Annotated in this window: 25 protein-coding genes and 1 tRNA gene; 11 read left to right on the top strand and 15 right to left on the bottom strand. The window is 55.9% G+C overall.

Annotated features, from left to right (window positions below):
* Positions 1-10: 10 nt before the first annotated feature.
* From MBOO_RS04525 to MBOO_RS04490, 8 genes are all read right to left on the bottom strand, one after another.
* Positions 11-532, bottom strand: coding sequence for an OsmC family protein (locus MBOO_RS04525; RefSeq protein ID WP_012106404.1), 522 nt, complete (start codon positions 530-532; stop codon positions 11-13).
* Between the two features lie 376 nt (positions 533-908).
* Positions 909-1,694 carry an RNA methyltransferase gene (locus MBOO_RS04520; RefSeq protein ID WP_012106403.1) on the bottom strand — a complete coding sequence of 262 codons (786 nt, stop codon included), beginning with the start codon at positions 1,692-1,694 and terminating at the stop codon, positions 909-911.
* A 12-nt stretch (positions 1,695-1,706) separates the two neighbouring features.
* Positions 1,707-2,393 (bottom strand): phosphoglycerol geranylgeranyltransferase, encoded by a 687-nt coding sequence (locus MBOO_RS04515; protein ID WP_048068593.1) that lies wholly within the window; start codon positions 2,391-2,393, stop codon positions 1,707-1,709.
* 214 nt (positions 2,394-2,607) lie between these two features.
* Positions 2,608-5,436, bottom strand: coding sequence for a DNA topoisomerase I (locus tag MBOO_RS04510; protein WP_012106401.1), 2,829 nt, complete (start codon positions 5,434-5,436; stop codon positions 2,608-2,610).
* A gap of 6 nt (positions 5,437-5,442) precedes the next feature.
* On the bottom strand, positions 5,443-6,891 hold the full coding sequence (gene gatB, locus MBOO_RS04505) for an Asp-tRNA(Asn)/Glu-tRNA(Gln) amidotransferase subunit GatB (RefSeq protein WP_012106400.1): 1,449 nt from the start codon (positions 6,889-6,891) through the stop codon (positions 5,443-5,445).
* Positions 6,888-8,192, bottom strand: a complete 1,305-nt coding sequence (gene gatA / locus MBOO_RS04500; protein ID WP_012106399.1) for an Asp-tRNA(Asn)/Glu-tRNA(Gln) amidotransferase subunit GatA — start codon at positions 8,190-8,192, stop codon at positions 6,888-6,890. Before gatA ends, gatB begins: the two co-directional genes overlap by 4 nt.
* A complete protein-coding gene (gatC, locus tag MBOO_RS04495; RefSeq protein WP_012106398.1) occupies positions 8,192-8,461 on the bottom strand; it encodes an Asp-tRNA(Asn)/Glu-tRNA(Gln) amidotransferase subunit GatC in 270 nt (89 codons plus the stop codon). The genes gatA and gatC overlap by 1 nt, the downstream gene beginning before the upstream one ends.
* Positions 8,451-9,455 (bottom strand): asparagine synthase C-terminal domain-containing protein, encoded by a 1,005-nt coding sequence (locus tag MBOO_RS04490; RefSeq protein WP_012106397.1) that lies wholly within the window; start codon positions 9,453-9,455, stop codon positions 8,451-8,453. The genes gatC and MBOO_RS04490 overlap by 11 nt, the downstream gene beginning before the upstream one ends.
* A 203-nt stretch (positions 9,456-9,658) precedes the next feature.
* On the opposite strand from MBOO_RS04490, the gene MBOO_RS04485 reads away from it, so the two are divergent.
* Positions 9,659-9,741: transfer RNA gene (locus MBOO_RS04485), tRNA-Leu, on the top strand.
* A 90-nt stretch (positions 9,742-9,831) separates the two neighbouring features.
* Here MBOO_RS04485 and MBOO_RS13810 read toward each other — a convergent pair.
* The 4 genes from MBOO_RS13810 to MBOO_RS04465 form a co-directional block, all read right to left on the bottom strand.
* The gene (locus MBOO_RS13810; RefSeq protein ID WP_157677595.1) at positions 9,832-10,041 is read right to left on the bottom strand and encodes a hypothetical protein; all 210 of its coding nucleotides are present in this window, start codon (positions 10,039-10,041) and stop codon (positions 9,832-9,834) included.
* A 403-nt stretch (positions 10,042-10,444) separates the two neighbouring features.
* Positions 10,445-10,735: a nucleotidyltransferase family protein gene (locus MBOO_RS04480; RefSeq protein WP_012106396.1), complete on the bottom strand. Its 291-nt coding sequence runs from the start codon at positions 10,733-10,735 to the stop codon at positions 10,445-10,447.
* 496 nt (positions 10,736-11,231) lie between these two features.
* Positions 11,232-11,423: a type II toxin-antitoxin system HicA family toxin gene (locus tag MBOO_RS04470; RefSeq protein WP_232385628.1), complete on the bottom strand. Its 192-nt coding sequence runs from the start codon at positions 11,421-11,423 to the stop codon at positions 11,232-11,234.
* A gap of 114 nt (positions 11,424-11,537) precedes the next feature.
* Positions 11,538-11,816, bottom strand: coding sequence for a type II toxin-antitoxin system HicB family antitoxin (locus MBOO_RS04465; RefSeq protein WP_012106394.1), 279 nt, complete (start codon positions 11,814-11,816; stop codon positions 11,538-11,540).
* Positions 11,817-12,207: 391 nt separating this feature from the next.
* On the opposite strand from MBOO_RS04465, the gene MBOO_RS04460 reads away from it, so the two are divergent.
* A complete protein-coding gene (locus MBOO_RS04460) occupies positions 12,208-12,462 on the top strand; it encodes a hypothetical protein (protein WP_012106393.1) in 255 nt (84 codons plus the stop codon).
* A gap of 45 nt (positions 12,463-12,507) precedes the next feature.
* On the opposite strand, the gene MBOO_RS04455 is transcribed toward MBOO_RS04460, so the two are convergent.
* Both MBOO_RS04455 and MBOO_RS04450 read right to left on the bottom strand, forming a co-directional pair.
* Positions 12,508-12,753, bottom strand: a complete 246-nt coding sequence (locus MBOO_RS04455) for a YwbE family protein (protein ID WP_012106392.1) — start codon at positions 12,751-12,753, stop codon at positions 12,508-12,510.
* Between the two features lie 33 nt (positions 12,754-12,786).
* Positions 12,787-13,527, bottom strand: coding sequence for a hypothetical protein (locus MBOO_RS04450; RefSeq protein ID WP_157677594.1), 741 nt, complete (start codon positions 13,525-13,527; stop codon positions 12,787-12,789).
* A gap of 182 nt (positions 13,528-13,709) precedes the next feature.
* On the opposite strand from MBOO_RS04450, the gene MBOO_RS04445 reads away from it, so the two are divergent.
* From MBOO_RS04445 to MBOO_RS04425, 5 genes are all read left to right on the top strand, one after another.
* Entirely contained in the window at positions 13,710-14,975 is a 1,266-nt protein-coding gene (locus tag MBOO_RS04445) for a dihydroorotase (RefSeq protein WP_012106390.1), read from the top strand.
* A gap of 263 nt (positions 14,976-15,238) precedes the next feature.
* The gene (locus tag MBOO_RS04440) at positions 15,239-15,592 is read left to right on the top strand and encodes a DUF167 domain-containing protein (protein WP_232385627.1); all 354 of its coding nucleotides are present in this window, start codon (positions 15,239-15,241) and stop codon (positions 15,590-15,592) included.
* Between the two features lie 182 nt (positions 15,593-15,774).
* Positions 15,775-17,022 (top strand): DNA primase DnaG, encoded by a 1,248-nt coding sequence (dnaG, locus tag MBOO_RS04435; RefSeq protein WP_012106388.1) that lies wholly within the window; start codon positions 15,775-15,777, stop codon positions 17,020-17,022.
* Positions 17,023-17,086: 64 nt separating this feature from the next.
* Positions 17,087-17,368 carry a UPF0058 family protein gene (locus MBOO_RS04430; protein WP_012106387.1) on the top strand — a complete coding sequence of 94 codons (282 nt, stop codon included), beginning with the start codon at positions 17,087-17,089 and terminating at the stop codon, positions 17,366-17,368.
* A gap of 146 nt (positions 17,369-17,514) precedes the next feature.
* Positions 17,515-18,450, top strand: coding sequence for an ornithine cyclodeaminase family protein (locus MBOO_RS04425; protein WP_012106386.1), 936 nt, complete (start codon positions 17,515-17,517; stop codon positions 18,448-18,450).
* Positions 18,451-18,521: 71 nt separating this feature from the next.
* Here MBOO_RS04425 and tes read toward each other — a convergent pair whose 3' ends face one another.
* Entirely contained in the window at positions 18,522-19,985 is a 1,464-nt protein-coding gene (tes, locus tag MBOO_RS04420; protein ID WP_012106385.1) for a tetraether lipid synthase Tes, read from the bottom strand.
* A gap of 126 nt (positions 19,986-20,111) precedes the next feature.
* Here tes and MBOO_RS04415 point away from each other — a divergent pair, with 126 nt between their 5' ends.
* Genes MBOO_RS04415 through argF form a run of 4 tightly spaced genes read left to right on the top strand, consistent with a single transcriptional unit; the run spans position 20,112 to position 23,419 of the window.
* On the top strand, positions 20,112-20,654 hold the full coding sequence (locus MBOO_RS04415) for a CDP-2,3-bis-(O-geranylgeranyl)-sn-glycerol synthase (RefSeq protein ID WP_269677927.1): 543 nt from the start codon (positions 20,112-20,114) through the stop codon (positions 20,652-20,654).
* 3 nt (positions 20,655-20,657) lie between these two features.
* On the top strand, positions 20,658-21,164 hold the full coding sequence (gene pyrE, locus MBOO_RS04410; protein ID WP_048068288.1) for an orotate phosphoribosyltransferase: 507 nt from the start codon (positions 20,658-20,660) through the stop codon (positions 21,162-21,164).
* A gap of 59 nt (positions 21,165-21,223) precedes the next feature.
* Positions 21,224-22,507: a phosphoribosylamine--glycine ligase gene (purD, locus tag MBOO_RS04405; protein ID WP_012106382.1), complete on the top strand. Its 1,284-nt coding sequence runs from the start codon at positions 21,224-21,226 to the stop codon at positions 22,505-22,507.
* The gene (gene argF, locus MBOO_RS04400; RefSeq protein ID WP_012106381.1) at positions 22,508-23,419 is read left to right on the top strand and encodes an ornithine carbamoyltransferase; all 912 of its coding nucleotides are present in this window, start codon (positions 22,508-22,510) and stop codon (positions 23,417-23,419) included. It abuts the gene before it with no gap.
* Positions 23,420-23,424: the final 5 nt, after the last annotated feature.

Here is a 23,424-nt window from a genome sequence, read left to right as displayed (position 1 = left end):
TTTTACTCTTTTAGACTTTTTTCACTTCTGCCTTGAGGGAAATTGCATGCTGGATGGTGAACATGCCCATGCAGTGCGTAAGGGCGTACTCCTTAAGATCCTTAAGCTCGGCCTCGGTAACATCGCCCTTGACATCCATGAAGACCCGGAACCCGTTTACAAGGGGCTGTTTCCCGAGATCGAACTGCGCGGTGTAATCGAGATCTGCCTCGACACGGGTCTTTACCTCCGCGAGCTGGATCTTTCGCAATGAGGCTTCAGTAACAAGGGTGCTCGAAAAACAGGCTGCAAACCAGAAAAGACCAAAGGCCATGGGACCGGGGCGGCTTGCCGGACCGGCAAAGTTCGGGTGACAGGCCTCCATTGTGTAGGTGCCATCCTTAACCTTGACCACCGATCGGAACTGGGGCCCGCCGTCTTCAAAGAGCCAGCTGCCTTCGATCTTTGCGGTGAACTTTGCATCCGCAGGTTTCTTTTCGATCTCCTTTTTGTATTCTATAACCTGTTTGGTGTCGATGTTGTTGAGACCCATAAGTTAACACCCATTGAGTGTTGGGTAAAATAGGTTAAAAATTTTTAGTAAATACATCAATAATGAGAGTGCCTATATTTGACTTGTGGTAAAAATGACCTGTTCTTTCCGGCAGAACAACAACCGGAACGGGAAAGACCGGGCAGGATCCCTGAACGGCAAATGGAGGCAGGCGTTTCGGCCCACGGGGATCACCTCCCGGCTTTTCCTGCAATGTGAAAAAAATCCGGCGCCGAAAACTCAGGATTTACCCTTACCTGCCAGACAGAGAGAGGAGAGTCAGAGGTCCATCTCTTAAAAAATCGTAATCCCCATTCCCCGAAAAAGGGGAGGTGATAATTACCCGTACCGTGAGGAGACTCTTGAGGGATTTTACCTAAGCATTCCCCTCATCCGCATCCTGATGATCATCAAGCTCGCAATGCTGGTTCTTGTGCCGGCGCTGTGCCTCTTTTTCCCGGTCAAGTGCATCGGGATCCACATGCCACTCGGTCCGGCGCAAAAGGCCGTGGACCGTGCTTGCCTCCCGGGAGGTCAGGCAGGCTCTCCCCAGAATACGCCGGATCATGATCATCGTATTCTCGCGCTTGAAGGCCGGGTGGTGCACCGAGTCCAGGAACCGGTCTATGTGCCGGTACAGGTGCCCCATCTCGTACGGTGTGGCAAGCCGGTACGGGGCGGAGGGGAGGTTTGCGAGCTCGTAACAGACAATCCCTACCGCATGGGAGAGGTTCATGATGGGGTATTCATCAGACGTCGGGATGGTGCAGATCATATCGCTGCGTTTTACCTCATCGTTGTTGAGCCCCCAGTTCTCCCGGCCAAAAAGAATGGACACCCTCCCCTCCGCAATGCCGATCCGCTCACGCAATTCCCGGGGTGAATAAAACGGCATCCTCATCGGATTGCAGACCGATTTGCTCACCTGGCCGGTGGTCGCGACAACAATGCTGCTTCTTGCAAAAACGTCCTCGATGGTGCAGATCTCGGCATTTCCCAACACGTCCTGCGCATGGGATGCCCGGCCCTTGGCCTCCTCGCCAAGCGGGCAGGGATCAACCAGTACCAGGCGGGTAAACCCGAAATTCTTCATCACCCGTGCGGCAAACCCCACGTTTCCCTCGTAGAGGGGGGCCACAAGCACGATGTCGATCTCAGGCATAAAAAAAGAAAGTTACTGGACAGCGTCCACGGTTGCTTTCAGGACAGAGGCGCCCTGATCGTACACGGCATTTCCGACAACGATCGTATCTGCGTACTTCCCCATCTCGGCTGCCTTTTCGGCCGAATTGATTCCGCCGCCATAGTAGAGGATCGCGTGATCGATCGCTTCGGCAGCCGCCTTTACCACTGCGGGAGCCCCATAGGTCCCGGAATATTCGATATAGACGATGGGAAAATGGAAGTACCGGTCGGCAACTTCGGTGTACGCAGCCACCTCGGCAGGCTTGAGATCGCAGACCGCCTTTGTCACCCGGCCCACCGACGATGCAGGGTTAAGGACAATATATGCCTCGGGGACCACCATGTCCCAGGGGATCTTCCCGTCCTGCTGCTGTACCCAGGACCGGTGCTTGCCTACGATCCACTGCACGTCGGTCGTGTTGAGGACACTTGGTACAAAGACATACTCGATCCCTTCCATAAGTACTGCCTCGGGCCCCGCCGGCTCCATGACGAGCGGCAAGTCGTACTGCGCGATCATCTTCTGGAGGGCGAGCAGGTTCTCTTTGGTCACGTTTAAGGTACCCGAGAGCATCAGTGCATCGGTCCCGCTTGCGGCTATTGCATCGATGTCGCCGGGCCCAAGCTGTTTATCCGGATCGAGTTTGGTCACATGCACCCAGTCTTTCCACTTCATCAGTATCAGGAACAGATTGGTTGTCGATCCCAATAAACCGGTGCTCCGGGGGTTCTGGAAAAGACGGTCATCGGTTCGTCCGGATGACCCTCGCGGGGACCGGGATTCGGGAAATAAAACATAAGAATTTGTTACCGGTCTCAGGGATGTAAGCAGAATTCCCGGCTATAATGCGCCCCGGGTGGCAACCGTGATTCCCCGGAAAAAAAATCCTTCAGATCCGTATGATCGCGTTTTCCTTTTTTTTCTTCATCAGTGCCTGGTAACCCCGGAGCTTTTCCTCATCAATCCCGGTTGAGGCTGCAAGTTTTTTGGTATCCGCTGCAAGCAGGAGATCCCCACTTATGACCCCTGCCCCGATAAGCTTGTCTGCCGTGGTTGCGGCAAGGCCCTTAACCGAGAGCAGTTCCTTTCTCCCTTTCGCAAGTTTTGCCTTGGGAACGGCTAACGGCACGGGGCGGTGCAGGTACTCGCAGACAAGGGCCAGGTGCCGGTTTATCGTGCCGGTGCTCATCCCGGTTAAGGTCGCAAGTTTCTCTGCCCCGGTGGAGACAAAATCTTCAGGACCGGAAACGCCGGCTTCCAGGTACTTTTTCAGGCTCACGGCCGGGATACCGGTCCCTTTTAAGAGCTGGCTGTTATGGGTGAGCCGGGCCTCAGTAAGAAGGTCACGGGCCTCGGTTTCGCCAATACCGGCCTGCTGGAGTGTTGCCGGGGTTGCATGGGCAAGGCTTGCGAGATCTGTTACCCCGGACTGACCGAGGGCTTCCATGATCTTTGCATAGCTGCGCCCCTTGCGCGGGATCAGGTGGTTGCGCAAAAACTTGCGGCACTCGGAGCGCCGCCGCAGCTTTTCAAGGACAATCCCGGCTTCACTTTTTAGTTTCCCTGCTTTCTCTAAGGGCAGGTCAAGGGACTTTGCAAGGGCATCCGGCTCGCTCCGTGCGATCTCCGCGACTGTGTAGATATGCTTTGATCGCGCCTTTTCGAGAAGGGCCTCATCCATGGAGGGGATCTCGGTGAGGGACTCTGCATTGGAGCTGATATGGTGGCAGAGCGGGCAGCCGATATCCCAGGGACGGGCGCCCTTCCTGACAAGGCGCACGAAGTGGAGGTGGTGCTTGTCGCAGATATCGTCGGTGCGGACTGCCCAGCCCCACTGGGTGACCGGGAGACCGATATTGAATGTACACTCAGGGTACCGCGAACAGCCAATGAACTGGGTCGATCCCCGCATGTGCTTGATCGCAAGCGTCCCGCCGCAGGCCGGGCAGCGGCCCAGGTTGAGTTCCTCTGCGGTGCGGTCCCGGATATCGTTTCCTATCACCTGCTCGTTTGCCTCGAGCTGGTCAAATGCCTTATGCAGCATGCTGCGCGATTCCGCAATCACATCGTCGCGGGTCCGCTTGCTCTCCTTTATCTGCTGCATGTGCGATTCGATTGTCTGGGTCATCTCGGGTTTGGTGATCGTATCGGCGTTCTGCTCCAGCGCCTCGGTCACTACCCGGCCCACAAGGGTCGGACGAAGGGGATTACCTTCGATATATTTGCGGGAGACAAGCCGTGCTATCACCTCATGGCGCGTACTCTTGGTGCCAAGGCCAAGCTCTTCCATCCTCTGGATGAGCTTGCTCTGCGTGTACCGGGCAGGGGGAAGGGTCTCCTTTTCCTCAAGGTTGACTTTTCGTATCGGTAGTTTCTCTCCGGTAACAAATGCCGGGAGGATCGTCTCCTTTGCTTCGGAGAACGGGTACACCGCATGCCAGCCCGGTTCGAGCAGGAGCCCTCCGGTCACGGTGTAGGTTTCGCCACCGGCCTCAAAGTTCACCTTGAGGGTCTTCCAGAGTGCATCCGGGGCAAGCGTTGCCAAAAACCGGCGCAGCACCAGTTCGTAGATCCGGAATGCGTCATCCCCGATCCCTTCCCGGGTGGCAACACCGGTGGGATAGATCGGCGGGTGATCGGTAGAGGATTTCTTCCCTCGTGTAGGCTCGGCCCGCCGGTGGGAAATGATCCAGTCAACGTCTTTTGTAAAGGGCGAGTTCCTTATCGTGGCAAGCACGCCATTGAGGTCAAGGGATGCCGGGTATACGGTATTGTCCGTTCTGGGGTACGAGATGTACCCGTTCATGTACAGTTCTTCGGCAATCCGCATCGCATTTGCAGCAGAAAAACCCAGCCGGGCTGCTGCAACAATGTAGGTGGTGGTGTCGAACGGGGACGGGGACCGGTCCTGTTTTGTACCTTCCCTGACCTCGGTTACCACGAGCGGTTCTTTTGTCCGGTCACGGGCAAGTTCTGCTGCCTTCTGGTCCTTGAAGCGGCCGTTTGTGTGCCGGGCCTCGATCTGCTCGCCCGCCTTTTCCGTAAGAAGGCCCAGCTGCCAGTACTTCTCCGGGACAAACTTCTCGATCTCTTTTTCCCGGTCAACGATCATGGAGAGCGTGGGGCTCTGGACCCGGCCCACGGATAAGATATTGTTGCCTCCCCTCTTTGCGGCAAGCGATATAAACCGGGTGAGCGATGCGCCCCACATGAGATCGATGGACTGGCGGGCTTCGCCGGCAGCGGCAAGAGCAAAATCAAGGTCAGTTGTGTTTGCAAAGGCAGAACCAATCTCCTGCGCTGTGATCGCGGAGAACCGGGCCCGGTCGATCTTTACGTTCTTATTGACCGCACGCACCAATTCATAGGCCTCTTTCCCGATCAGTTCCCCCTCGGTATCAAAATCAGTGGCAATGGTAACCCGGTCTGCATGGCGGGCAAGTTTCTGGACAAGGGAAACGATCCTTTTTTCGGTAGGCACCTTGATGGTTTTTGCATCGATCAGGCTGCGGGGTGTGTACTTTTCGCTGCGCCAGTTCTCATAGCCGGGCTCGAAATCCACTTCCACCACGTGGCCGCGCAGCCCCACCGTGATAGTATCCCCAAAACTGTAGGTGGATACCCCGGCATCCTTTTTCTCGATAACCCTGGTACCTCCGGCCAGGATCTGGGCAATCCGGTGGGCCGAGATGTTCTTTTCAGCAACGATCAGGTGCACGTCAGATCACTGTCCCCCATCCTTCAGGGCCGCGACTACCAGACGGTTGAGTTCTCCGGGATCGGCGCGGCCCCGGGTCTTTTTCATTACCTGGCCGACAAGGAAGTTTATCGCCCCGTTCTTTCCGGCCTTGTAATCCTCGATTGCTTTTGGATTTTCGCTTATTACTTCTTTTACCGCAGCGGCAAGGGCCCCGTCATCCCCGGCAGTCTTTGCAAGGTTGAGCCGTGCTACGATCGCTTCGGGCGTCTCCACGGTCTCTCCTTTGAGCTGCTCATCGAGCATGACCCGGAGGACTTCGACACCGCTTTTATCCGTGATGGTTCCGGCCCTGAGAATGGCAAGCAGGCTGCCGAAGCGGTGCGGGTCTACACAGTCGATCCCCATGTTCCGGTAGTTAAGTTCCCCGGCAAGAGTGTCGGCAATCCACGTGGCCGCAAGGCTGCACAGCCCCGCCCGGTCGCCGGAAACCACGCCCTCAAAGAAGTTGGCCATTTTGAGTTCGCCGGTCAGGGTCCGGGCATGGTTCAGCGAGCAGCTGTACTGGGTAACGAACCGTTCGCGCCGGGCATCCGGAAGCTCGGGGAGCGCGATATCCTTTACCCATGACTGGACCCGGAGGGGCCGGAGGTCGGGCTCGGGGAAGTACCGGTAATCGTTCTCCGTCTCCTTGGAGCGGGCCGACTGGGTGATCCCCCGGGCCTCAAGGTAGTGCCGGGTCTCGCGTTCCACGGGAAGGCCGCGCCGGATCAGGTTCTTTTGCCGGGTCACTTCGAAGGTGAGCGCCTTTTCCACTCCTTTATAGGAGGTGATGTTCTTGACTTCCACGCGCTCGTTTCCCCGCAGAGAGATGTTTGCATCGACACGCAGCGATCCCTCCTTTTCCGAATCAAAGACGCCAAGGTATTCGAGCGTGGCGCGGAGCTTGTTGAGGAATTTCCTTGCCTCCTTTGGCGAGCGCATGTCCGGCTCGGAGACAATCTCGATGAGCGGGATGCCGGCACGGTTGTAATCCACAAGGGAGTACCGCCCGCGTTCGGCATTTCCCATGTGCACGAGCCGGCCCGGGTCCTCCTCCACGTGGATGCGGGTGAGCTGGATCTTCCGCTCCTTCCCGTCGTCGCCCTCGATCTCGACATATCCGCCCTGTGCAAGCGGCTTGTCGTACTGCGTAATCTGGTAAGCTTTGTCAAGGTCTGGGTAGAAGTAGTTCTTCCGCGAGAACTCGGACTCAGGGACAATCGTGCAGTTGAGCGCTTTTGCCACTTTCATGGCGTATTCGATTGCACGCTTGTTTAAGGCCGGCATCGTGCCCGGGAGGCCAAGGCAGATCGGGCAGACATGGGTGTTGGGGCCATCGTCCCGGTAATCCGTGGAGCAGCCGCAGAAGAGCTTGCTCTTTGTATCCAGCTGGCAGTGGACCTCAAGGCCAACGATCACATCTGCATCGATCATGCCTTCACCGCCTGCTCGTACGCATAGGCAACGTCCACCACGCGCTCGTCTTCAAACGGCCTGCCCATCACCTGGAGCCCGACCGGCATCCCCTGCACCTTCCCGCAGGGCACCGAGATCGCCGGTATACCGGCAAGGTTCACCGGCACGGTCAGGATATCGGAAAGGTACATGGAGAGCGGGTCGCTCTTTTCGCCCAGCTTAAACGCGATGGTTGGCATCGTGGGACCACAGAGCACGTCCACGTCAGTTAAGAGCCGGGCAAAGTCCTTCCTGACATTCTCCCGGGCCACCTGCGCTTTTGCATAATACTTCCCGTAATATCCCGAGGAAAGGGCAAACGTCCCGAGCATGATCCGGCGCCGGACCTCGGGGCCGAACCCCTGCTTCCGCACGTCCTGGTACGCCGCATGCCACGACTTTTTGGTATCGGCAGCCGGGCCGTACCGGACCCCGTCGAACCGCGCAAGGTTGGAACTGGCCTCGCTGGTGCAGATCACATAGTAAGCGGCGAGTGCATATTCCATCGACGGGATGCTGCACGGGACGGTGACGGCGCCGAGCTCTTCAAGCCGGCCTATCGCCCTCTTGACTACGGATGCAACCTCCGGGTCAACCCCTGCCCCGAAGTACTCCTCCGGGATACCGATCCTCAGCCTTTTTATCTCAGCGGACGGGGTGTGCTGGTACGGCCGGTCGTACGAGGTGGTGTCCCGCCGGTCGTGCCCGGCAATCACCGACATCAGCAGCGAGACATCGGACACGTTTGCTGCCATCGGACCGATCGTCTCCAGCGAATTTGCGTACGCGATCAGGCCGTACCGGGAGACCCGGCCGTACGTAGGCTTCAGGCCCACGATCCCGCAGAACGCAGCGGGGCAGCGGATTGAACCCCCGGTGTCAGTGCCAAGCGCCATCCGCACCATGCCCGCTGCAACCGCGGCAGCACTTCCCCCGGAAGATCCGCCGGGAACCCTTCCGGTGTCACGGGGATTTAAGGTGGGACCAAACGCCGAGTTCTCGGTGCTTGTGCCCATCCCGAACTCGTCCATGTTGGTCTTGCCGGCCACCGCTGCGCCGGCATTTTTGAGCAGGGTCACCGCGTGCGCATCGTAGGGCGGAACATAGCCTTTGAGGATCTTTGATGCGCAGGTAGTCTCGATGCCCAGGGTTGAGATATTGTCCTTGACGGCAACTGCGATGCCGGAGAGATCTCCTTTGCCATGGTCCGGGTGCGGGCAGACGGTCAGGAACGCGTTGTACCGGTCGTCTGGTTCAAAACGGATCGTATGCTCTGCCACTACATCACCCGTGGGGCCTTGATAAACCCGTCTTCCTGTGCCCCGGCATTCTTTAACGCTTCTTCCTGCGGGAGCGACGGTTCGATCTCGTCATCCCGGAGGATATTATAGAGATCCCGGCTGACCGCTCCGTCTCCCTTCACCCGGTCAAGCACGTCAAAATATTCCACAATTGCATTGAACTGGCCGGTAAAAGTGGCAAGTTCATGGGTATCGATGCCGATATCGGCAAGTTCACCGATATGCTCTACGTCTTTTTCAGTGACCATGTTCCACCCGTCCGATGTGGTCTATGTAATCTTGCACGGACGTTTTATAACCATTTTTACGGGCAAGCTTCTTTAGCTCTCCCCAAACCCCGCTCCCGTACTGCATGGCTTTCTTCTCATAGCCGGCCAGTTCCTGCGGGATGTGGTGCGCTGCAATTTCCCGCAGGGGGATTTTACGCTGCCCGTCCCGTACTTTTTCGCAGGCCGGGATGGCGCGTGCAGCGCGCACAACCCGGATATCCAGGTAGGGCATGGAGAGATATGTCCCAAACAGGGCGGCAACTGCCTGGTCGCGTGCGGCCTGGAATTCCAGCCCTGCAACATCCCGTGCGAGATCTTCTTCAAGGGTAGGAGAGGTGAGATACCGGGCATAGCCGCCGAAGAGCTCGTCTGCCCCCTGCCCGGCAAGGATGCGGCGGTACCCGTGCTCTCCTGCCCACCGGGCAACAAAATACATGGTGAGGGCGATACCGGTATTGACCGGGTCTTTTTTTGGTATAGCCGCAATTACCTTCGGGAGGGCTGTCTCGATCTCAGGGGAAGTGATCTCAACCTCAGTACAGGTAAGGCCAAGAAGGTCTGCCGCACGCCGCGCACGGGCAAGATCATGGGAACCCTTCATACCGACAGCCACGCATTCGCGCTGTGCAAGCGCAGCCACAAGACCCGAGTCCACGCCGCCCGAGAGTGCGGTAACACCCTCATCGCTGCGGAGCCGGACCGCGGTCACAATCGCTTCCTCAAGGGTGCACGGTGCCGGGTCCGGCTCGATCAGACTCAGCACCTCGCCATTGCAGACAAGCGCACCCTTCGGGCCCGGGCCCGGGATGATGCCAAAATGATCGCGTGCATGACACGTATCCCATGAGAGGAAGAATTCGCCGCCGAACGTCCGGACCCCTGCCGGATCGGCCCGCACCACCTTCTCGATCTCTGCCGGGGAAAGCCGGGTACCGTCCCGTTCAACCCAGCCGGTACAGGTAAAGGATGTCATGCACTCGCCGGATACAGTATGGATACGGCAAATGATATAATGCGTTCGCGCTGGCACCAACCCCTGCGGGTAAACCCGGCCACCGGCTCAAAGGATATCCTCGGGGACTCCGGATGTGATGTATCCCGGCAGGGCAGGTTCTCTTTTTGCCGGACCCGCAAACGCCACGATTCTTTTTATCCTACAGGCAAATACTATAGGGCGCGAGGGTACGAAAGTGGCCAACTCGGCTGGACTTAAGATCCAGTTCCGCAGGGATTCATGGGTTCGACTCCCATCCCTCGCACTTTTTCTGAAGTTTTACTTGCAGAATCTTCTTTTTTTAAGGTAGCATTTTCTTTTTTATGGGTTCCGGAAACTGCGGATTCTAAAAAAGTTAATCCTTTCCTTTAACAACGGTGATGTACGAAATACTGACAGCCACGAGAAGAAATATATCCGTGAGTACTCCTTCTACGATTCGTAATGGGTCTGTTAAAGCGATTACTTGCAGAGTTATTGAAGCAAATGCTGCAATAGCCACAACCCAAGCCAGAAATTCCATCCATCTTTCTTGGTGAGTCCTTTTTCCTACAGATTCTGACATGATCCCATTTGAGACGTCCCACTTTATGGATTTTTAGAGGCACTGGGATCCCGGTAAGTGCGTAGCGCAAAACCCGACGAGGCGTTTTGCGCGTCGGGCATCAATCTCTTTTCAAAACCCCAGAAATATTTTATTGCGATTCCTTCCCCTCCTCGCTTTTGCTCATAGTCGCTCGGGCGCCTCATCGGGCCCTCTGCTTGGGCAAGTGCGGTGGATGATTCTATTTCAATGCCGCCGCGGGGGCGCCCCGTCGGGGGCGGCGGCTCTCTCGCTCGTGGGGGTGTGGGGGCGACAGCCCCCACGATATCCCCACTGATGCAAAATGGGAGGGTTTAGTCCGGAAGTTTCCTTTCGATCTTACTGACTGCTTCAAGAATATCGCGGAGACGATCACGATCAGTTCTCATAGCGGCACGGCTTCCTGTAGCACGATCCTGCGGAAATGTTCGTTGATCCCGTTTGCCGATGCAACATCAACACTTCGCCCGAGCAGTTCCGAGAGTTCCTGCTGGAATGCAGCATGGGTGATGAGCGATGTGCCCGGAGGAAACTCCACTAAAAAATCGATATCGCTTTTTTCTGTTGCTTCCTTGCGGGCAACCGAGCCGAAGATCCGGATGTTTTTTATGGCAAACCGATCTGCGAGTGCAAGAATGTCCGGTCTTTTTTGTGCGATAAGCTCGTAGATGTCCATGCCGGCCGCCTCGTTGCTCTCACAGAATAGATTAGCAAAAGAGGATATTAATTCCTAGTACCCTGACCCGGGTTTTTGCACCCTTTTGAGCACTCCTCTCCTCCCCGCGTGCTCCCTGCGGACCTCATCCCATCCGGCCCCAAATTGAGCCCGGATGACCCTTTTTTGGGGTACCATCGGAGCCCAATTTGGGCTCCGTTTTAATCCAAGCCCAAATAAGCCGTATTTTTGCAATCTGACGATTTTAATGAACCTCATAAAGGCCCTTTCCTGCCCTGATCTCACCTCAAACGGGCATTTGTCCCTTTCCGGGAAAAAAGTGCCGAAAAAAGGCCATTACAGGCCGATTATGGGCATTATATGGGGCTCAATTTTGGCGTATTTTGCCAAATAAGCCGATTTACTGCCCTTATTTCCACGAGAACCGAAAAGAAGCGTTTTATGGGAGTATTTTGGGGGCGGGATGAGGAAGAACCGGTACCGGATCAGGTTCCGGTTATTCGTGGATCTGTCGCAGGTAATCTTCCCGCGTCATGCCAATAGTTTTCATATTGTTGAGGATGATTGTAACCGGGACTTCATCATACCGGGGAATCACGACAGCCCGTTTTGCAGAAGGGTGATGGAAGATAAGATGATCGCCACTCTGGCGGATGAATGTACATCCCGCTTTTTCAAATATCCTCACCTGCGTCTTCCAATCCGTGGGGGAAATTTTTTTCACCGGGCATCACCCAAGACAGGTTGTTTTAGAAAAGAGATCGAAAGCAGATGCTCTCGTACTTTTGAGCGGTTTTTCATATTACTGTATTGAAACCGGGATCCTGATCTCTTCAAAGCAAACAATTTTTTTGCCGGTCTTTATGACATTCCCCTCCCGGGTATACCCGGATTCATTGAGGAGATCATCGAGAGTTCCCAGTTTTTCCGTTTCTTCCAGCTGGATGGCGATGACTTCCCGTAAGTTCTTACGCGCCTCTTCCTGAGTGTGACCGCAACTGGCAATATCAAGTTCCGGGCAGTAGGATGTGTACATGCTGCCTTCCTTCCAGATTTCAGCAGTAGTGATGAGATCCCGCATACACCATCTCTCCAAATACCGGTATATCTTTACCGGGTAATGAGGTATGCGGTGGAACGATGATCCCGGAAGCCCCAAAATATCTTTGCTATAGAAAAAGCAGCAATGCAAAATATATGGCGTGCAAAAGACACCCTGAATTTTTTTTACCCGCGTGATGCATGCCATCCCAGCACCCTGAAGGCGGGATCCAATCTCTTCAATTCATCAACCCGGCAGATGAGGTTTTCTAAAAAAAAGATCGCATCACGATCTCCGAAGCTTCCGGAAAAAAAAGACTCTGCCCGACCGAGGGGGCCAGGCTCCCTCAAAGCGCATTTCGCATCCGGCCATTCCCACCCGGAGAGAAAACCGGAGAGTCCTTATTGGATCAGAGGGAAAATACACCGGCATGACATTGATCAAAAAGCATCGGGTACGGACAAAGAAGACCCTGGTAGATACCCTGCCAGAGATGCTCCTTGCGGCTCTGGCCAATCACGAGGATTTCATCGTGACGTACGAGACCGACCCGGAGACAAAGAAGCGCTCCCTCTATATCATGAGCGGGAGCCTGGTAAGCCCGGAGATGCTTGCCTCCCTCAAAGCGGAGATTGAGCGCAAAAAAGAAGAGGGCAGTACTATCGTCTCACGGGACTGGAAATAAGGAGAATCTTTTTTTAACGGTTGCGGCCGGCCCCTGCGGCGTCGATCAGTGCCCGGTGCCGGAGGACTCTTCAGTCCCGATGACACAGGCTACCCGCCCGACTCGCCCGTCCCGGAGCCGAACCTTGATGCCGTGCGGGTGCGTCGCGGAGTTGGTCAGGAGATCCTGGACTATGCCCCGGGTCACTTTTCCGCTCCGCTGGTCCTCCTTGAGAACGATATCCACTATGCAGCCGGGACGGATGGCGTCACGGCGCGTTCCGTTTGCCCGGGTATCGGATCGTTTATCCATGGGAATCAGTTCCTGAGTGTGAGAAAAAAAGGATCAGATTGAGGGGACATCGTACGACCCGATGCCCGCCACTATTCCGCCAACTGCGTTCACCCACCCGTGATTCTCCCCGTGCAGGGTTGGCACGCTAATCGTATTCCGGTACCCGTTTGAGGCCGGCGAGAAGATCTTCCAGGAATTTGTCCCGGTGACACCTGCACTGATGGCAAGCGATGCCGTTGGTGCGGCCGTATAATCCGCGTAGATACTTGTCTGGTACTGGTAACAGGACAAATTACCGGCGAACGCTGCTGCATCGGCAGGACAGGAAACCGTCTGGATATTCTGGACCGGGCGGAACACCGCAGCATGTGCAACCGGCGATGCAGTATCAATAAGAGCCGGTGATGACACATTCACCGTAAGGGATACCGTAACTGGCTGCGCATTCCCGTTAGCCGGGGATTGCCCGATCACCGGCGCTGCCACCTGCAGGAGCGTTCCCTTGCCGGTATCAAAGAGCGTCAGGTTCCAGTTCGCAGGAACCCCGGAGATATCCTGGCTGCTGATCTGTGCAATCACCGGCGAATTTCCCTGAATGTCCGCGGGAACCGGCAGGAAAAGCGTGACATTGGACAGGACGCCCTCAGTCGAGATGGTGCAGGAGTACTCGTAATTGCTGGAAAGAGAATCCCGGTACATCGTATCCACATAGATCATGTACGAGACAATAGAAACAAACACGACCAGAATAACAATAAAGAGCCCGAGCGCGACTTTGATTACCTTATCCATAAACTCCCCCATAGCGCCGGACCTCTTGCAGAGGATTCGGGGATTTTTTTCTCCCCGGTTCCGGCCACTAGATCTTTATTCCGGGACACAGTTGAAAAAGGATTGGATTGATTCCTGAAAAGTCCTGCACCGGCTTTTTGCAAAACAGCATTACTATATGATTCCGGTACCGATCGTATTGCATGGAGAGCGCTCCCGGTCTTGTCCTTGTCAATGTCCAGCTTCCCGATGGGCGCAGGACAGATATCACGATTCGCAACGGCCGGGTCGTCCACGCCGGCGCCGGAGTGGCGGCAGGAGATAAGAAAATTGACTGCACCAGCCTTTTTGTCCTGCCGGCTGCCGTGGATATCCACGTCCACATGCGGGGAGGGAGCCAGTCGGCAAAAGAGGACTGGGAGACCGGGAGCAGGAGCGCGCTTGCCGGCGGAGTAACGGTCGTTGTGGACCAGCCAAACACGATCCCGCCCCTTACATCGCCGGAATTATTTCTTAACCGGGTCCGTGATGCTCAGGCACATTCATCCTGCAGCTTTGCCGTCAACAGCGGGATTACGCCGGGCACTCCGATAGAAGCAATGTGGATGGCCGGGGCCATGGCATTTGGGGAGATCTTCTTTGCCCCGTCAAGTTACGGTGAAGCCGTGGATAAAGCCGTGTTCTCCCGCGCGCTTAATCGCATCCAGGCTTTGGGGGGTCTTGCCACGGTCCATGCAGAAGGGATCACTCCCGGTGAAGATACGGGTCTTGCCGCCCACGATGCCCTGCGCTCTGGAGTGCAGGAAAAAGAAGCCGTGATCGCAGTCCGGGAATGCAACACCTGCGGGTGCCGGCTCCATTTCTGCCACATGAGCACGGCAGGATCGATAGATGCCGCACAGGGATCCGTGGAGGTTACTCCCCACCACCTCTTCCTCTCCCGGGAGATGACCGGTGATGCAGACTGCCGGTTCAAGGTAAATCCTCCCGTGAGAACTGAACGCGAGAGGAAGAGCCTCTGGGAGAGATGGGATCGCATCGATGTGATCGCATCCGATCATGCACCTCACACCGCAGCAGAAAAGGCACTCCCCTTCCCGGATGCGCCCTCAGGAGTTCCGGGTGTTGGGACGCTCGTTCCCCTGCTCATGGCAAAGGTGCTGGATAAACAGATCTCCCTTGCGGATGTAATCCGAAAGACTTCAACAGCACCCGCAGCGCTTATCGGTATTCCCCCGGCCGGTTTTTCCCCGGGCGACCGTGCGGATTTTGCCCTGTATCCCCGGTCTTCCAGTACCGTAGAGCCGGAATTCCTGCACAGCAGGTGCGGATGGACACCGTTTGAAGGGCTGCCGGCCATCTTTCCCCGGACAGTGATACTTGGCGGGGAGATCGCATTTTGTGACGGGGAGTTTTTCGACACACATCCGGCCTGGTATCCCGGCAAAGGGTATCTCCCGTCACCGTGATGAGACGAGTAAAACGGAGGATTTTGGGGAGCAGGAAGAGGTGAAAGGGAGACAAATCCCCGATCGGGCTCGCAGAAATGCTAAATACCCTGTGCAACAGATGAAACAGGGTGCCGACACAGCGCACCCATAGGTCCCCGGGTGATCGATTGGCAAGTGCCTGGATGTGATCCATGGGACAACCCGGGTGCGCGACAGGCATCGCCCGGCGCAAGGGTTATTTCCACCGGTGAAGAACGGTAACAGCCACTGGTGATCCGCGTGTGTTTACGCCGGGCGACACTTCCTTTCCCGAGGCAAAAATGTCCACGATCGCGGATGCAGTCCTTGAAGATCGCGATGGTGTTCTTGTCAGTATCGAAGTCACCGCCGGTGCAAAATCAGATCTCTTTCCTGCAGGCTACAATGAATGGCGCAAGGCTATCGGCTGCCGGGTTGCCGCGCCTGCGGTAAACGGTAAGGCAAATAAAGCGGTTATCGGAATTATCAGTGCAGGTACCGGTGTACCTGCTGCTTCGGTCACTATTGTTGCCGGACTTACCTCGTCCCAGAAGAAGGTGAGGATTGCCGGCATCACAAAAGAACGGTTGTCCGGGCTCCTCTTTTCAAAAGATTAGCAGATAAGAGCCACGGGTTTCCTGCTGAAAAGACCGGGATAATACCCTGCTGCCGCCACCCGGGCGATACAGATAAAAAGGTATCCCTGAACCTACACTTTAAGTAATTCAACACAGTATATATAATTTATACCTATGATCAGGCATTTCATCCATCGCATGATACATGGGGGTGCGTTTACGTGTATTCACCGGATACTACCAAGTACCTTATTCACATCAGCCTCACTGCAGAGGGGGTGGTCGAGAAACCTGACGTAGTCGGTGCCATTTTCGGGCAGACTGAAGGGTTACTCGGCGAAGACCTTGACCTGCGGGATCTCCAGAGAACCGGGCGGGTCGGCAGGATCGATGTCCAGATAGCAAGCAAGAAAGGCGAAACCAGCGGGGAGATCCTGATCTCCACTTCCCTTGACCGGGCAGAAACGGCCATCCTTGCCGCATCGCTTGAGACCATAGACCGCGTGGGCCCCTGCGTGGCCCATGTCTCGGTAAAGATGGTCGAGGACATCAGGGTCAGCAAGAGAAAAAAGATCGTTGAACGGGCAAAAGAGATTCTGGTTGAACGATTCGATGACGGGACGATCGACAGCGATGAGCTGCTCGATGATGTCCGCCAGACACTCCGGGTAGAGAAGATCGGAACGATAGGGGAAGAGAAGCTGCCGGCCGGCCCCAATGTCCTTGAGTCGGACGCAATTATTATTGTCGAGGGACGGGCAGATGTGATCAACCTGCTGCGGTACGGCATCAAGAACACCGTTGCCGTGGAAGGGACCAACATCCCCAAATCCATCGTGGAGCTGACGGAAAAGAAGACCACTACCGCGTTCTTTGACGGCGACCGGGGCGGCGAGCTGATCCTCCGGGAACTGCTGCAGGTAGCAGATATCGATTTTGTGGCATTTTCTCCCCGCGGAAAAAGCGTAGAGGACATGTCGAAAAAAGAGGTCATTAAGACACTCAGGAATAAGGTTCCGGTCGAGTATGTGCGGGACCAGTATTTTGAGGATTCCGCAGAGCTGCCCGGGGACCTCGGCGGCCGCCCGGCCCGTACTGCCCCGGCTCATGACGAGGGGGGAAACAGCGACACGACAGGAAAACAGGCGGTCAGCCAGAAGCGGATCCGGGACGGTACATCCAAGGTCCCGACAACACTCCGCGACCACATGGATGACGTGAAGGGAAAAAACGTGGCCCGGTTCCTCAACCAGGATATGGTGGTTATCCGGGAGAGCCGATCAGAAGAAGTGGAAAAGGCCGTCGAGACACTGGAGGAGCCTGCTGCAGGTGTTGTGGTGGATCGCACGGTAGACCAGAAACTGCTTGACCGGCTTGTCTGGAAAGGGCTCGAATACGTAGCAGCAAAAGATTTTAAAGGCATTATAAAAAGGCCTTTAAACATCAGATTAATGAAAATGAGCTCGTAAAACCGGGCCCGGACAAATATATTTATGCAGGATGCACCCCATGTAACACTTTGGTGTGGTACTTTTGCATAAGGAAGAACTTATCAGCCTTCACAAGATTCTCTACGAGGTCAAGGATTATTTTGAAGAGGCAAACCCGGATCTGAAGTTTTCCCAGTACGGTGCCCTGAAGATCACTCCGTCCCAGCTGCACAAGAGCAAACTCGAGCACAAGTACGCCATATTCGTGCTGGGAAACGAGATCGCAAATGCCATGAAGGAAGTGGACTATAGCTCGTCCTCCCGGATATCGGCACGCATGAAGGATCTTGCAGAAAAGACCCTTAAGGAAATGGAATACGCCTGATCCTCAGGCAGCCTTTTTTTACTCCCATAATACGCTGGATGCGGGATTGCGAGGCAGAGCCTTGTACTCCCGTAATGATGGTCACGTATAACCGGACTTTGCACCGCGGGCATAACCCTAAATCGGATCAGGTGAATCACTTCGGTATGAGGTATTTCCCTGATCCGGACCGGAATCTCGATCCTGGCGATATAAACCGGGTTGTTGAAGCTGCATTTGCCGATCACGGGAGAGGCCTGGTGCAGATGCCCCCCAAGGTCTACATCACCCTGCCGGCCGGGGACTTCCGCACCATGCCCGGGTTCCTCCCAACGCTGGGGATTGCAGGAGTAAAAATCGTTAATGTCCACCCGGATAACCCAAAGGCCGGCCTCCCTACGGTAATGGCACTCACGATCATCCTGGATGTCGCCACCGGCAGACCCACGGCAATCCTGAATGCAACCCGGCTTACGGATCTGCGTACCGGGGCTGCCGGGGCAATCGCGGCCAGGTACCTGGCTCCAAAAAAGGAGTGCGTGCTCGGTGTTATCGGTACCGGCCGGCAGGCTGAAGCGCAGGTACTGGCGACCGCGCTTGAGGTATCCCTGTCCGGGATCCGGGTATGGAGCCGGGACAGCACCCATGCAGCGGCGTTTGCCGCACGACTGGCCCCGCTGCCTGCAGAGAGTGTCTCCTTAGAACGGGCCTGCGACTGCGATATCCTGGTTACCACAACGCCTTCCCGGACTCCCTTTGTCAAAAGCGAATGGATACACCCGGGTACGCATATCAATGCGATCGGTGCCGATGCGCCCGGTAAAGAGGAACTCGATCCAAAGATCCTTTCCCGGGCCCGGGTCTTTGTGGACGATCCTGCGCAGGCATTCCACTCGGGCGAGATCAATGTCCCGATCAGCACCGGGCTGTACCAGCCGGGGATGATTGCCGGTACTTTGGGAGAAGTGGTGATAGGAGAAAAAAAGCGTGAGAGCGCAGAAGAGATTACGGTCTTTGACTCCACAGGTCTTGCCATCCAGGACCTTGCAATCGCATCGCTTGCCATGCGCCAGGCAACCGGTACAGAGTTGCCATTCCCGTAAAAGACGGATTCTGACGCCGGGATTTTGATACCTCTTACGAGGTCTCCTTAGCAGGGCGGAAAAAAAAGGAATTACTGCTGCTTTTTTGCATGTTTCTTCCAGACCTGCTCGCGGTACACCGGGCCGCTGTTGTAGGTACAGAAAGGAATCAGTTTGCCATCCGGCGTGGCGTAATGGATGCAGCAGCGCTGTACGCGCTCGATATCGTAATTGTACTTGTCCATGAAATGCATGGTCCCGATAAAAAGCGCATTCCAGTGGAACTCCCGCAGTGCATCGAAGTTCTGGCCGATCAGGGTCTTTCCAATCAGTTTCCAGAACTCCGCTGTGCTCCCCTTCTCACCTTTCTTGAACGAGGCATGGAGCTCTTTTACGCCTTCAAGCAGGGTGGCGTACTTGTTGATCGTCCCGCCTTTTTTGAGTTTGTTTGCCATCTGCTCGATCGCGGAAAAGAGGCTTTCCACGTCGACCATCCGGGTCACCGGGGTCATGCCGTCTTTGGTGACAAAGACATACGTTGCCGCACCGCAGTGTTCGTGGGCGGTGAAGCGGACCTGGGGCCGGCCCGTGTAGGCCTCAACGAGATCAGAGAATGGCAGGACACAGGGCACCGGGTAAAAATCGCTCTTATTCAGGACGCCATTTGTCTGTGCCTCGATATCGTCGATAAGCTCGGGGATCGTGATTCTTTCCTTATCGATATCCTCATCATTTTTTGCCCCGGTAAAGGATACCGGCTGGAAGTTGACACCCCGCACAATCGAGATATGGTCGGCGGCAAATTTGAGGATCTCGCCAACCTCTTTATCGTTTCTCCCCTTGATGATGGTCGGGACGAGCACTACCCCGAGGCCGGCCTTGTTAAGGTTCTCCAGCGCCTTGAGGTGGATCTTCAAAAACGGGTTCGTGGCCGGTGTGACCCCGTCGAAATGGAGATACACGGTAGACAGCCCGGCATCCTTGAGCTGCTGGGCAAGCACCGGGTTATTGGCCAGTTTTACACCGTTTGTGGCGATCTGGACCTGCGGGAATCCCAGTTCCTTTGCTTTTTTGACAATCTCCACGAGATCGTCCCGCATGGTCGGCTCCCCGCCGGAGAACTGTACGGCAGGAGCAGGTACCGGTTTTTCGCTCCGGAGCACCTGCATCATGCCGACGATTTCGTCAAATGAAGGTTCATACACAAACCCGCATGCACGGGCATTGGCAAAGCAGAAGTCGCAATCCAGGTTGCACCGGTTGGTCAGGTCGATATTTGCAAGCAGCGTACCGGAATGGTGGTTGCTGCACAGGCCGCATGCTGTCGGGCAGGTATCGGACGCCACAGGGTTCTGCGGATTGGTCACACCTCGTCCGACTGCATCGTAATGCTCGAACCGGTGGTACATCTCCGCATCTGACCAGTAAAGGTGCCGGAATGTTCCGTGTTCAGGGCAGGTCCGCACAAGCCAGATCTTTCCCTCTTCCTCTACGATCTCTGCTTCGAGAACCGACCCACAGACTGGGCAAAGGCTGCGTGTTTTCTTTATTGCCATTTTTCCACCCGATGCACCAAGGACAGGATACTCATTGGCATTTGGAGTAACCTTAATCTTTTTTGCTGCTCTTTATTAGAGGTATTGGAGTGCTACATTATTAGTGCTGGGTCATTCATAATACCATTGCTCTCGACACTGCTCACTGCACTGCTCGCCGCATTCTGGATCATGGTGCCCGCGTATATCCCCAATCCCGTCGCAGCACTCTGTGGTGGCGGGACACCGATCGATTTTTGCCGGAACTATACGGACGGGCGCAGGATCCTCGGGAACGGTAAAACCTACCGGGGACTTATCTGCGGGGTCCTTGCCGGTGTCCTTATAGGACTTGTCCAGATCTGGCTTGTGGGCACGTACCACTGGGACCTCCCCCGGCAAACCATACTCTCGGTCACCCTTCTTGCCCTCGGTGCGCTTCTCGGGGATATGGGCAAGAGTTTTATCAAAAGGCGCCTTGGGAAGGAACGGGGAGAAGCGTGGCCGGTGGCAGACCAGTACGATCTGGTCGTCGGGGCATTCCTCTTGACGATCATCTTTGATCCGGCGTGGTTCTTTGCGGTTGTGACCCTGCCGGTCCTTATTGCGATCCTCGTCATCACCCCGGTACTGCACCGCTCGGTCAATATCCTCGGGTACTGGATCAAAGTCAAGAAAGAACCCTGGTGAATACTGATGAATGCGATAGCAGATCTTCTTGTCAGGTACAAAGCCATCGAATTTGGTGACTTTACCCTTGCTTCCGGTGCAAAGAGCCGTTACTACGTGGATGTAAAGACCGCGGTCACGCATCCTGAATTCCTCGCCGCAATCGCACAGGAGATTGCCAAACGCTATGAATTCGATGTGGTTGCGGGGGTAGCTGTCGGGGGAGTACCGCTCGCGGTTGCAACGGCTCTTGCCGCAAAAAAGCCCTTTGCCATAATCAGGGCAGAGGAGAAGGATCACGGCAAGAAGAACCCGATCATCGGGGAAGTGTCGGGAAAAAATGTCCTTCTCGTCGAGGACGTCACCACATCGGGGGGATCGGCCCTGTACGGGATTGCCATGCTGCGTACCGCGGGTGCGCGGGCAGACCGTGTGGTTACCGTAGTGGACCGTGAGCAGGGTGCAGAGTCCTTGTTAAAAGAGCAGGACGCTCATCTCATGGCCCTTGTACGGGTCAGCGAGATCCTCTGACGAGAGGGCAAAGGGAAAGAGTAAACCATTTTTACGCAAGACAACCCATGTGATGGATAATGAAAATTCTCGTTGTCGGTGGCGGGGGTCGGGAGCATGCGATTGCAGCCGCCCTTTCCCGGACCACCGGGACCGAAATCTATGCCGCGATGGCACGGAAGAATCCCGGTATTGCCCGGCTTGCAAAGGAGATCTGCCTTACACCGGAGACCAACCTGGATCGAATCGCGGCATTTGCGCAAAAGACCGGTGTGACCCACGCGTTTATCGGTCCCGAGGCCCCGCTTGAAGCAGGTGTAGTGGATCGGCTCTCTGCTGCCGGTGTTGCCTGTGCAGGCCCCACAAAAGCCGCAGCCCGCATCGAGACGGACAAGGCATTCTGCCGCAACCTCATGGCGGAGTATAAGATTGAAGGGAACCCGGCCTACCGGGTTTTTTTTGACCCAAAAGAAGCGATCGCGTTTGTCCGGGACCATGACGGGGATCTGGCAGTAAAACCCATTGGCCTTACCGGCGGAAAGGGTGTCCGGATCATGGGAGAGCAGGTGGATCGCGCCGGGGCCATAGAATACATCCGGGAGATCAATGGCGGTGTGGTTCTCGAAGAGCGGCTGACAGGCGAGGAGTTTACCCTCCAGGCATTTGTTGACGGCACCCATATTGTTCCCATGCCGCTTGTGCAGGATCACAAGCGGGCGTTTGAAGGAGATACCGGGCCAAACACCGGGGGGATGGGGTCGTACACCATGCCGGACCACATGCTCCCTTTTGTGACAAAAAAAGATCTCACCGCTGCCCTCTCCATCATGGTCTCGGTGGTGGCTGCAATGGCACACAAGGGATATCCCTATAAAGGGATCCTGTACGGCCAGTTCATGAATACCGCACAGGGACCAAAAGTAATAGAGTTCAATGCCCGGTTCGGCGACCCCGAGGCCATGAATGTCCTGACCCTCCTTTCTTCTGACCTGGCTGAAGTGGTTACCGGGATTACGGAGGGCACGCTCTCTGCCTCAAACGTCTCGTTTGAGAAGGCTGCCACGGTCTGCAAGTACCTCGTGCCCGAAGGCTACCCGTCTGCGCCGAAAACCAACAGCCCGATTTCGATCGGGGAGACCGGCAGCGCCATCACGTACTATGCAAACGTGGAAGAGAAGAACGGCACCCTGCAGACGCTCTCCTCGCGTACGCTTGCCTTTGTGGGAAAGGCCCCGACCCTTGCAGAAGCAGAACAGATCGCAGAGAATGCGGCATCTTCGGTCACGGGGGAGGTTTTCCACCGCCGCGACATCGGGACGCAGGCGCTTCTTGACCGCCGCATTGCGCACATGAAGGAGCTCTAAATGAAGAAAGATTTCCTCTCGATCCTCGATATCACAAAAACCGAGCTTGATGAGATCCTCATAGACGCCGAACGGCTCAAGCGCCAGAAAAAGGCCGGGGTCCCCCATGAGCTCCTGCGGGGCATGTCCCTTGCCATGATCTTCGAAAAGTCGTCAACCCGTACCCACATCTCGTTTGAAGTCGGGATGCACGAGCTTGGCGGCCATGCACTCTTTTTGAACGCAAAAGATCTCCAGATCGGGAGAGGCGAAGAGATCCGGGACACGGCCCGGGTCGCATCCCGGTACGTCTCGGCGATCATGATCCGCGCCTACCGGCACAGCACCGTCGTGGATCTTGCAGAGAACGCAACCGTCCCGGTGATTAACGGCCTTTCTGACATTGAGCACCCCTGCCAGCTCCTCGCCGATATCCTGACTATAAAGGAACACTTCGGAAAGGTTCGTGGACTCAAAGTTGCCTGGGTGGGAGACGGGAACAATGTCTGCAACTCGCTTGTGCTCTCCTCGGCCCTGACCGGGATGGAGATAGCAGTGGCAGGCCCGAAAGGCTACGAGATTGCACCCGAGCTGGTGGAAAAAGCACAGGCCCTCGGGGGCCGGGTCACCCGGGTAAAGACCCCACAGGATGCAGTAAAGGACGCACACGTGATCGTCACCGATACGTGGATCTCGATGGGCGACGAAGCAGAACAGGAAAAGCGGCGTGCGGCTTTTAAGGGATTTACCGTGAACGATGCGCTGCTCCGTCACGCATCGCCGGATGCCCGGGTGCTCCACTGCCTGCCGGCCCATCGTGGCGAGGAGATCACCGGAGATGTCCTTGACGGGCCAAAAAGCCTTGTCTGGGATGAGGCGGAAAACCGGCTGCACGCCCAAAAGGCGCTCTTAGTCAAACTTCTCAAACGATAGCAGGG

Source organism: Methanoregula boonei 6A8 (assembly GCF_000017625.1).
In the GTDB taxonomy this organism is placed as follows: domain Archaea; phylum Halobacteriota; class Methanomicrobia; order Methanomicrobiales; family Methanospirillaceae; genus Methanoregula; species Methanoregula boonei.
This window is presented reverse-complemented; position numbering and strand designations above follow the sequence as displayed.

Bases quoted from the DNA above. Each gene is read 5' to 3' on its own strand.
- MBOO_RS04525 (WP_012106404.1), bottom strand. From the start codon at position 532: ATGGGTCTCAACAACATCGACACCAAACAGGTTATAGAATACAAAAAG.
- MBOO_RS04520 (WP_012106403.1), bottom strand. From the start codon at position 1,694: ATGCCTGAGATCGACATCGTGCTTGTGGCCCCCCTCTACGAGGGAAAC.
- MBOO_RS04515 (WP_048068593.1), bottom strand. From the start codon at position 2,393: ATGAAGTGGAAAGACTGGGTGCATGTGACCAAACTCGATCCGGATAAA.
- gatB (WP_012106400.1), bottom strand. From the start codon at position 6,891: ATGATCGATGCAGATGTGATCGTTGGCCTTGAGGTCCACTGCCAGCTG.
- gatC (WP_012106398.1), bottom strand. From the start codon at position 8,461: ATGGTCACTGAAAAAGACGTAGAGCATATCGGTGAACTTGCCGATATC.
- MBOO_RS04490 (WP_012106397.1), bottom strand. From the start codon at position 9,455: ATGACATCCTTTACCTGTACCGGCTGGGTTGAACGGGACGGTACCCGG.
- MBOO_RS13810 (WP_157677595.1), bottom strand. From the start codon at position 10,041: ATGTCAGAATCTGTAGGAAAAAGGACTCACCAAGAAAGATGGATGGAA.
- MBOO_RS04480 (WP_012106396.1), bottom strand. From the start codon at position 10,735: ATGGACATCTACGAGCTTATCGCACAAAAAAGACCGGACATTCTTGCA.
- MBOO_RS04465 (WP_012106394.1), bottom strand. From the start codon at position 11,816: ATGCGGGATCTCATCACTACTGCTGAAATCTGGAAGGAAGGCAGCATG.
- MBOO_RS04460 (WP_012106393.1), top strand. From the start codon at position 12,208: ATGACATTGATCAAAAAGCATCGGGTACGGACAAAGAAGACCCTGGTA.
- MBOO_RS04455 (WP_012106392.1), bottom strand. From the start codon at position 12,753: ATGGATAAACGATCCGATACCCGGGCAAACGGAACGCGCCGTGACGCC.
- MBOO_RS04450 (WP_157677594.1), bottom strand. From the start codon at position 13,527: ATGGATAAGGTAATCAAAGTCGCGCTCGGGCTCTTTATTGTTATTCTG.
- MBOO_RS04445 (WP_012106390.1), top strand. From the start codon at position 13,710: ATGGAGAGCGCTCCCGGTCTTGTCCTTGTCAATGTCCAGCTTCCCGAT.
- MBOO_RS04425 (WP_012106386.1), top strand. From the start codon at position 17,515: ATGAGGTATTTCCCTGATCCGGACCGGAATCTCGATCCTGGCGATATA.
- tes (WP_012106385.1), bottom strand. From the start codon at position 19,985: ATGGCAATAAAGAAAACACGCAGCCTTTGCCCAGTCTGTGGGTCGGTT.
- purD (WP_012106382.1), top strand. From the start codon at position 21,224: ATGAAAATTCTCGTTGTCGGTGGCGGGGGTCGGGAGCATGCGATTGCA.
- argF (WP_012106381.1), top strand. From the start codon at position 22,508: ATGAAGAAAGATTTCCTCTCGATCCTCGATATCACAAAAACCGAGCTT.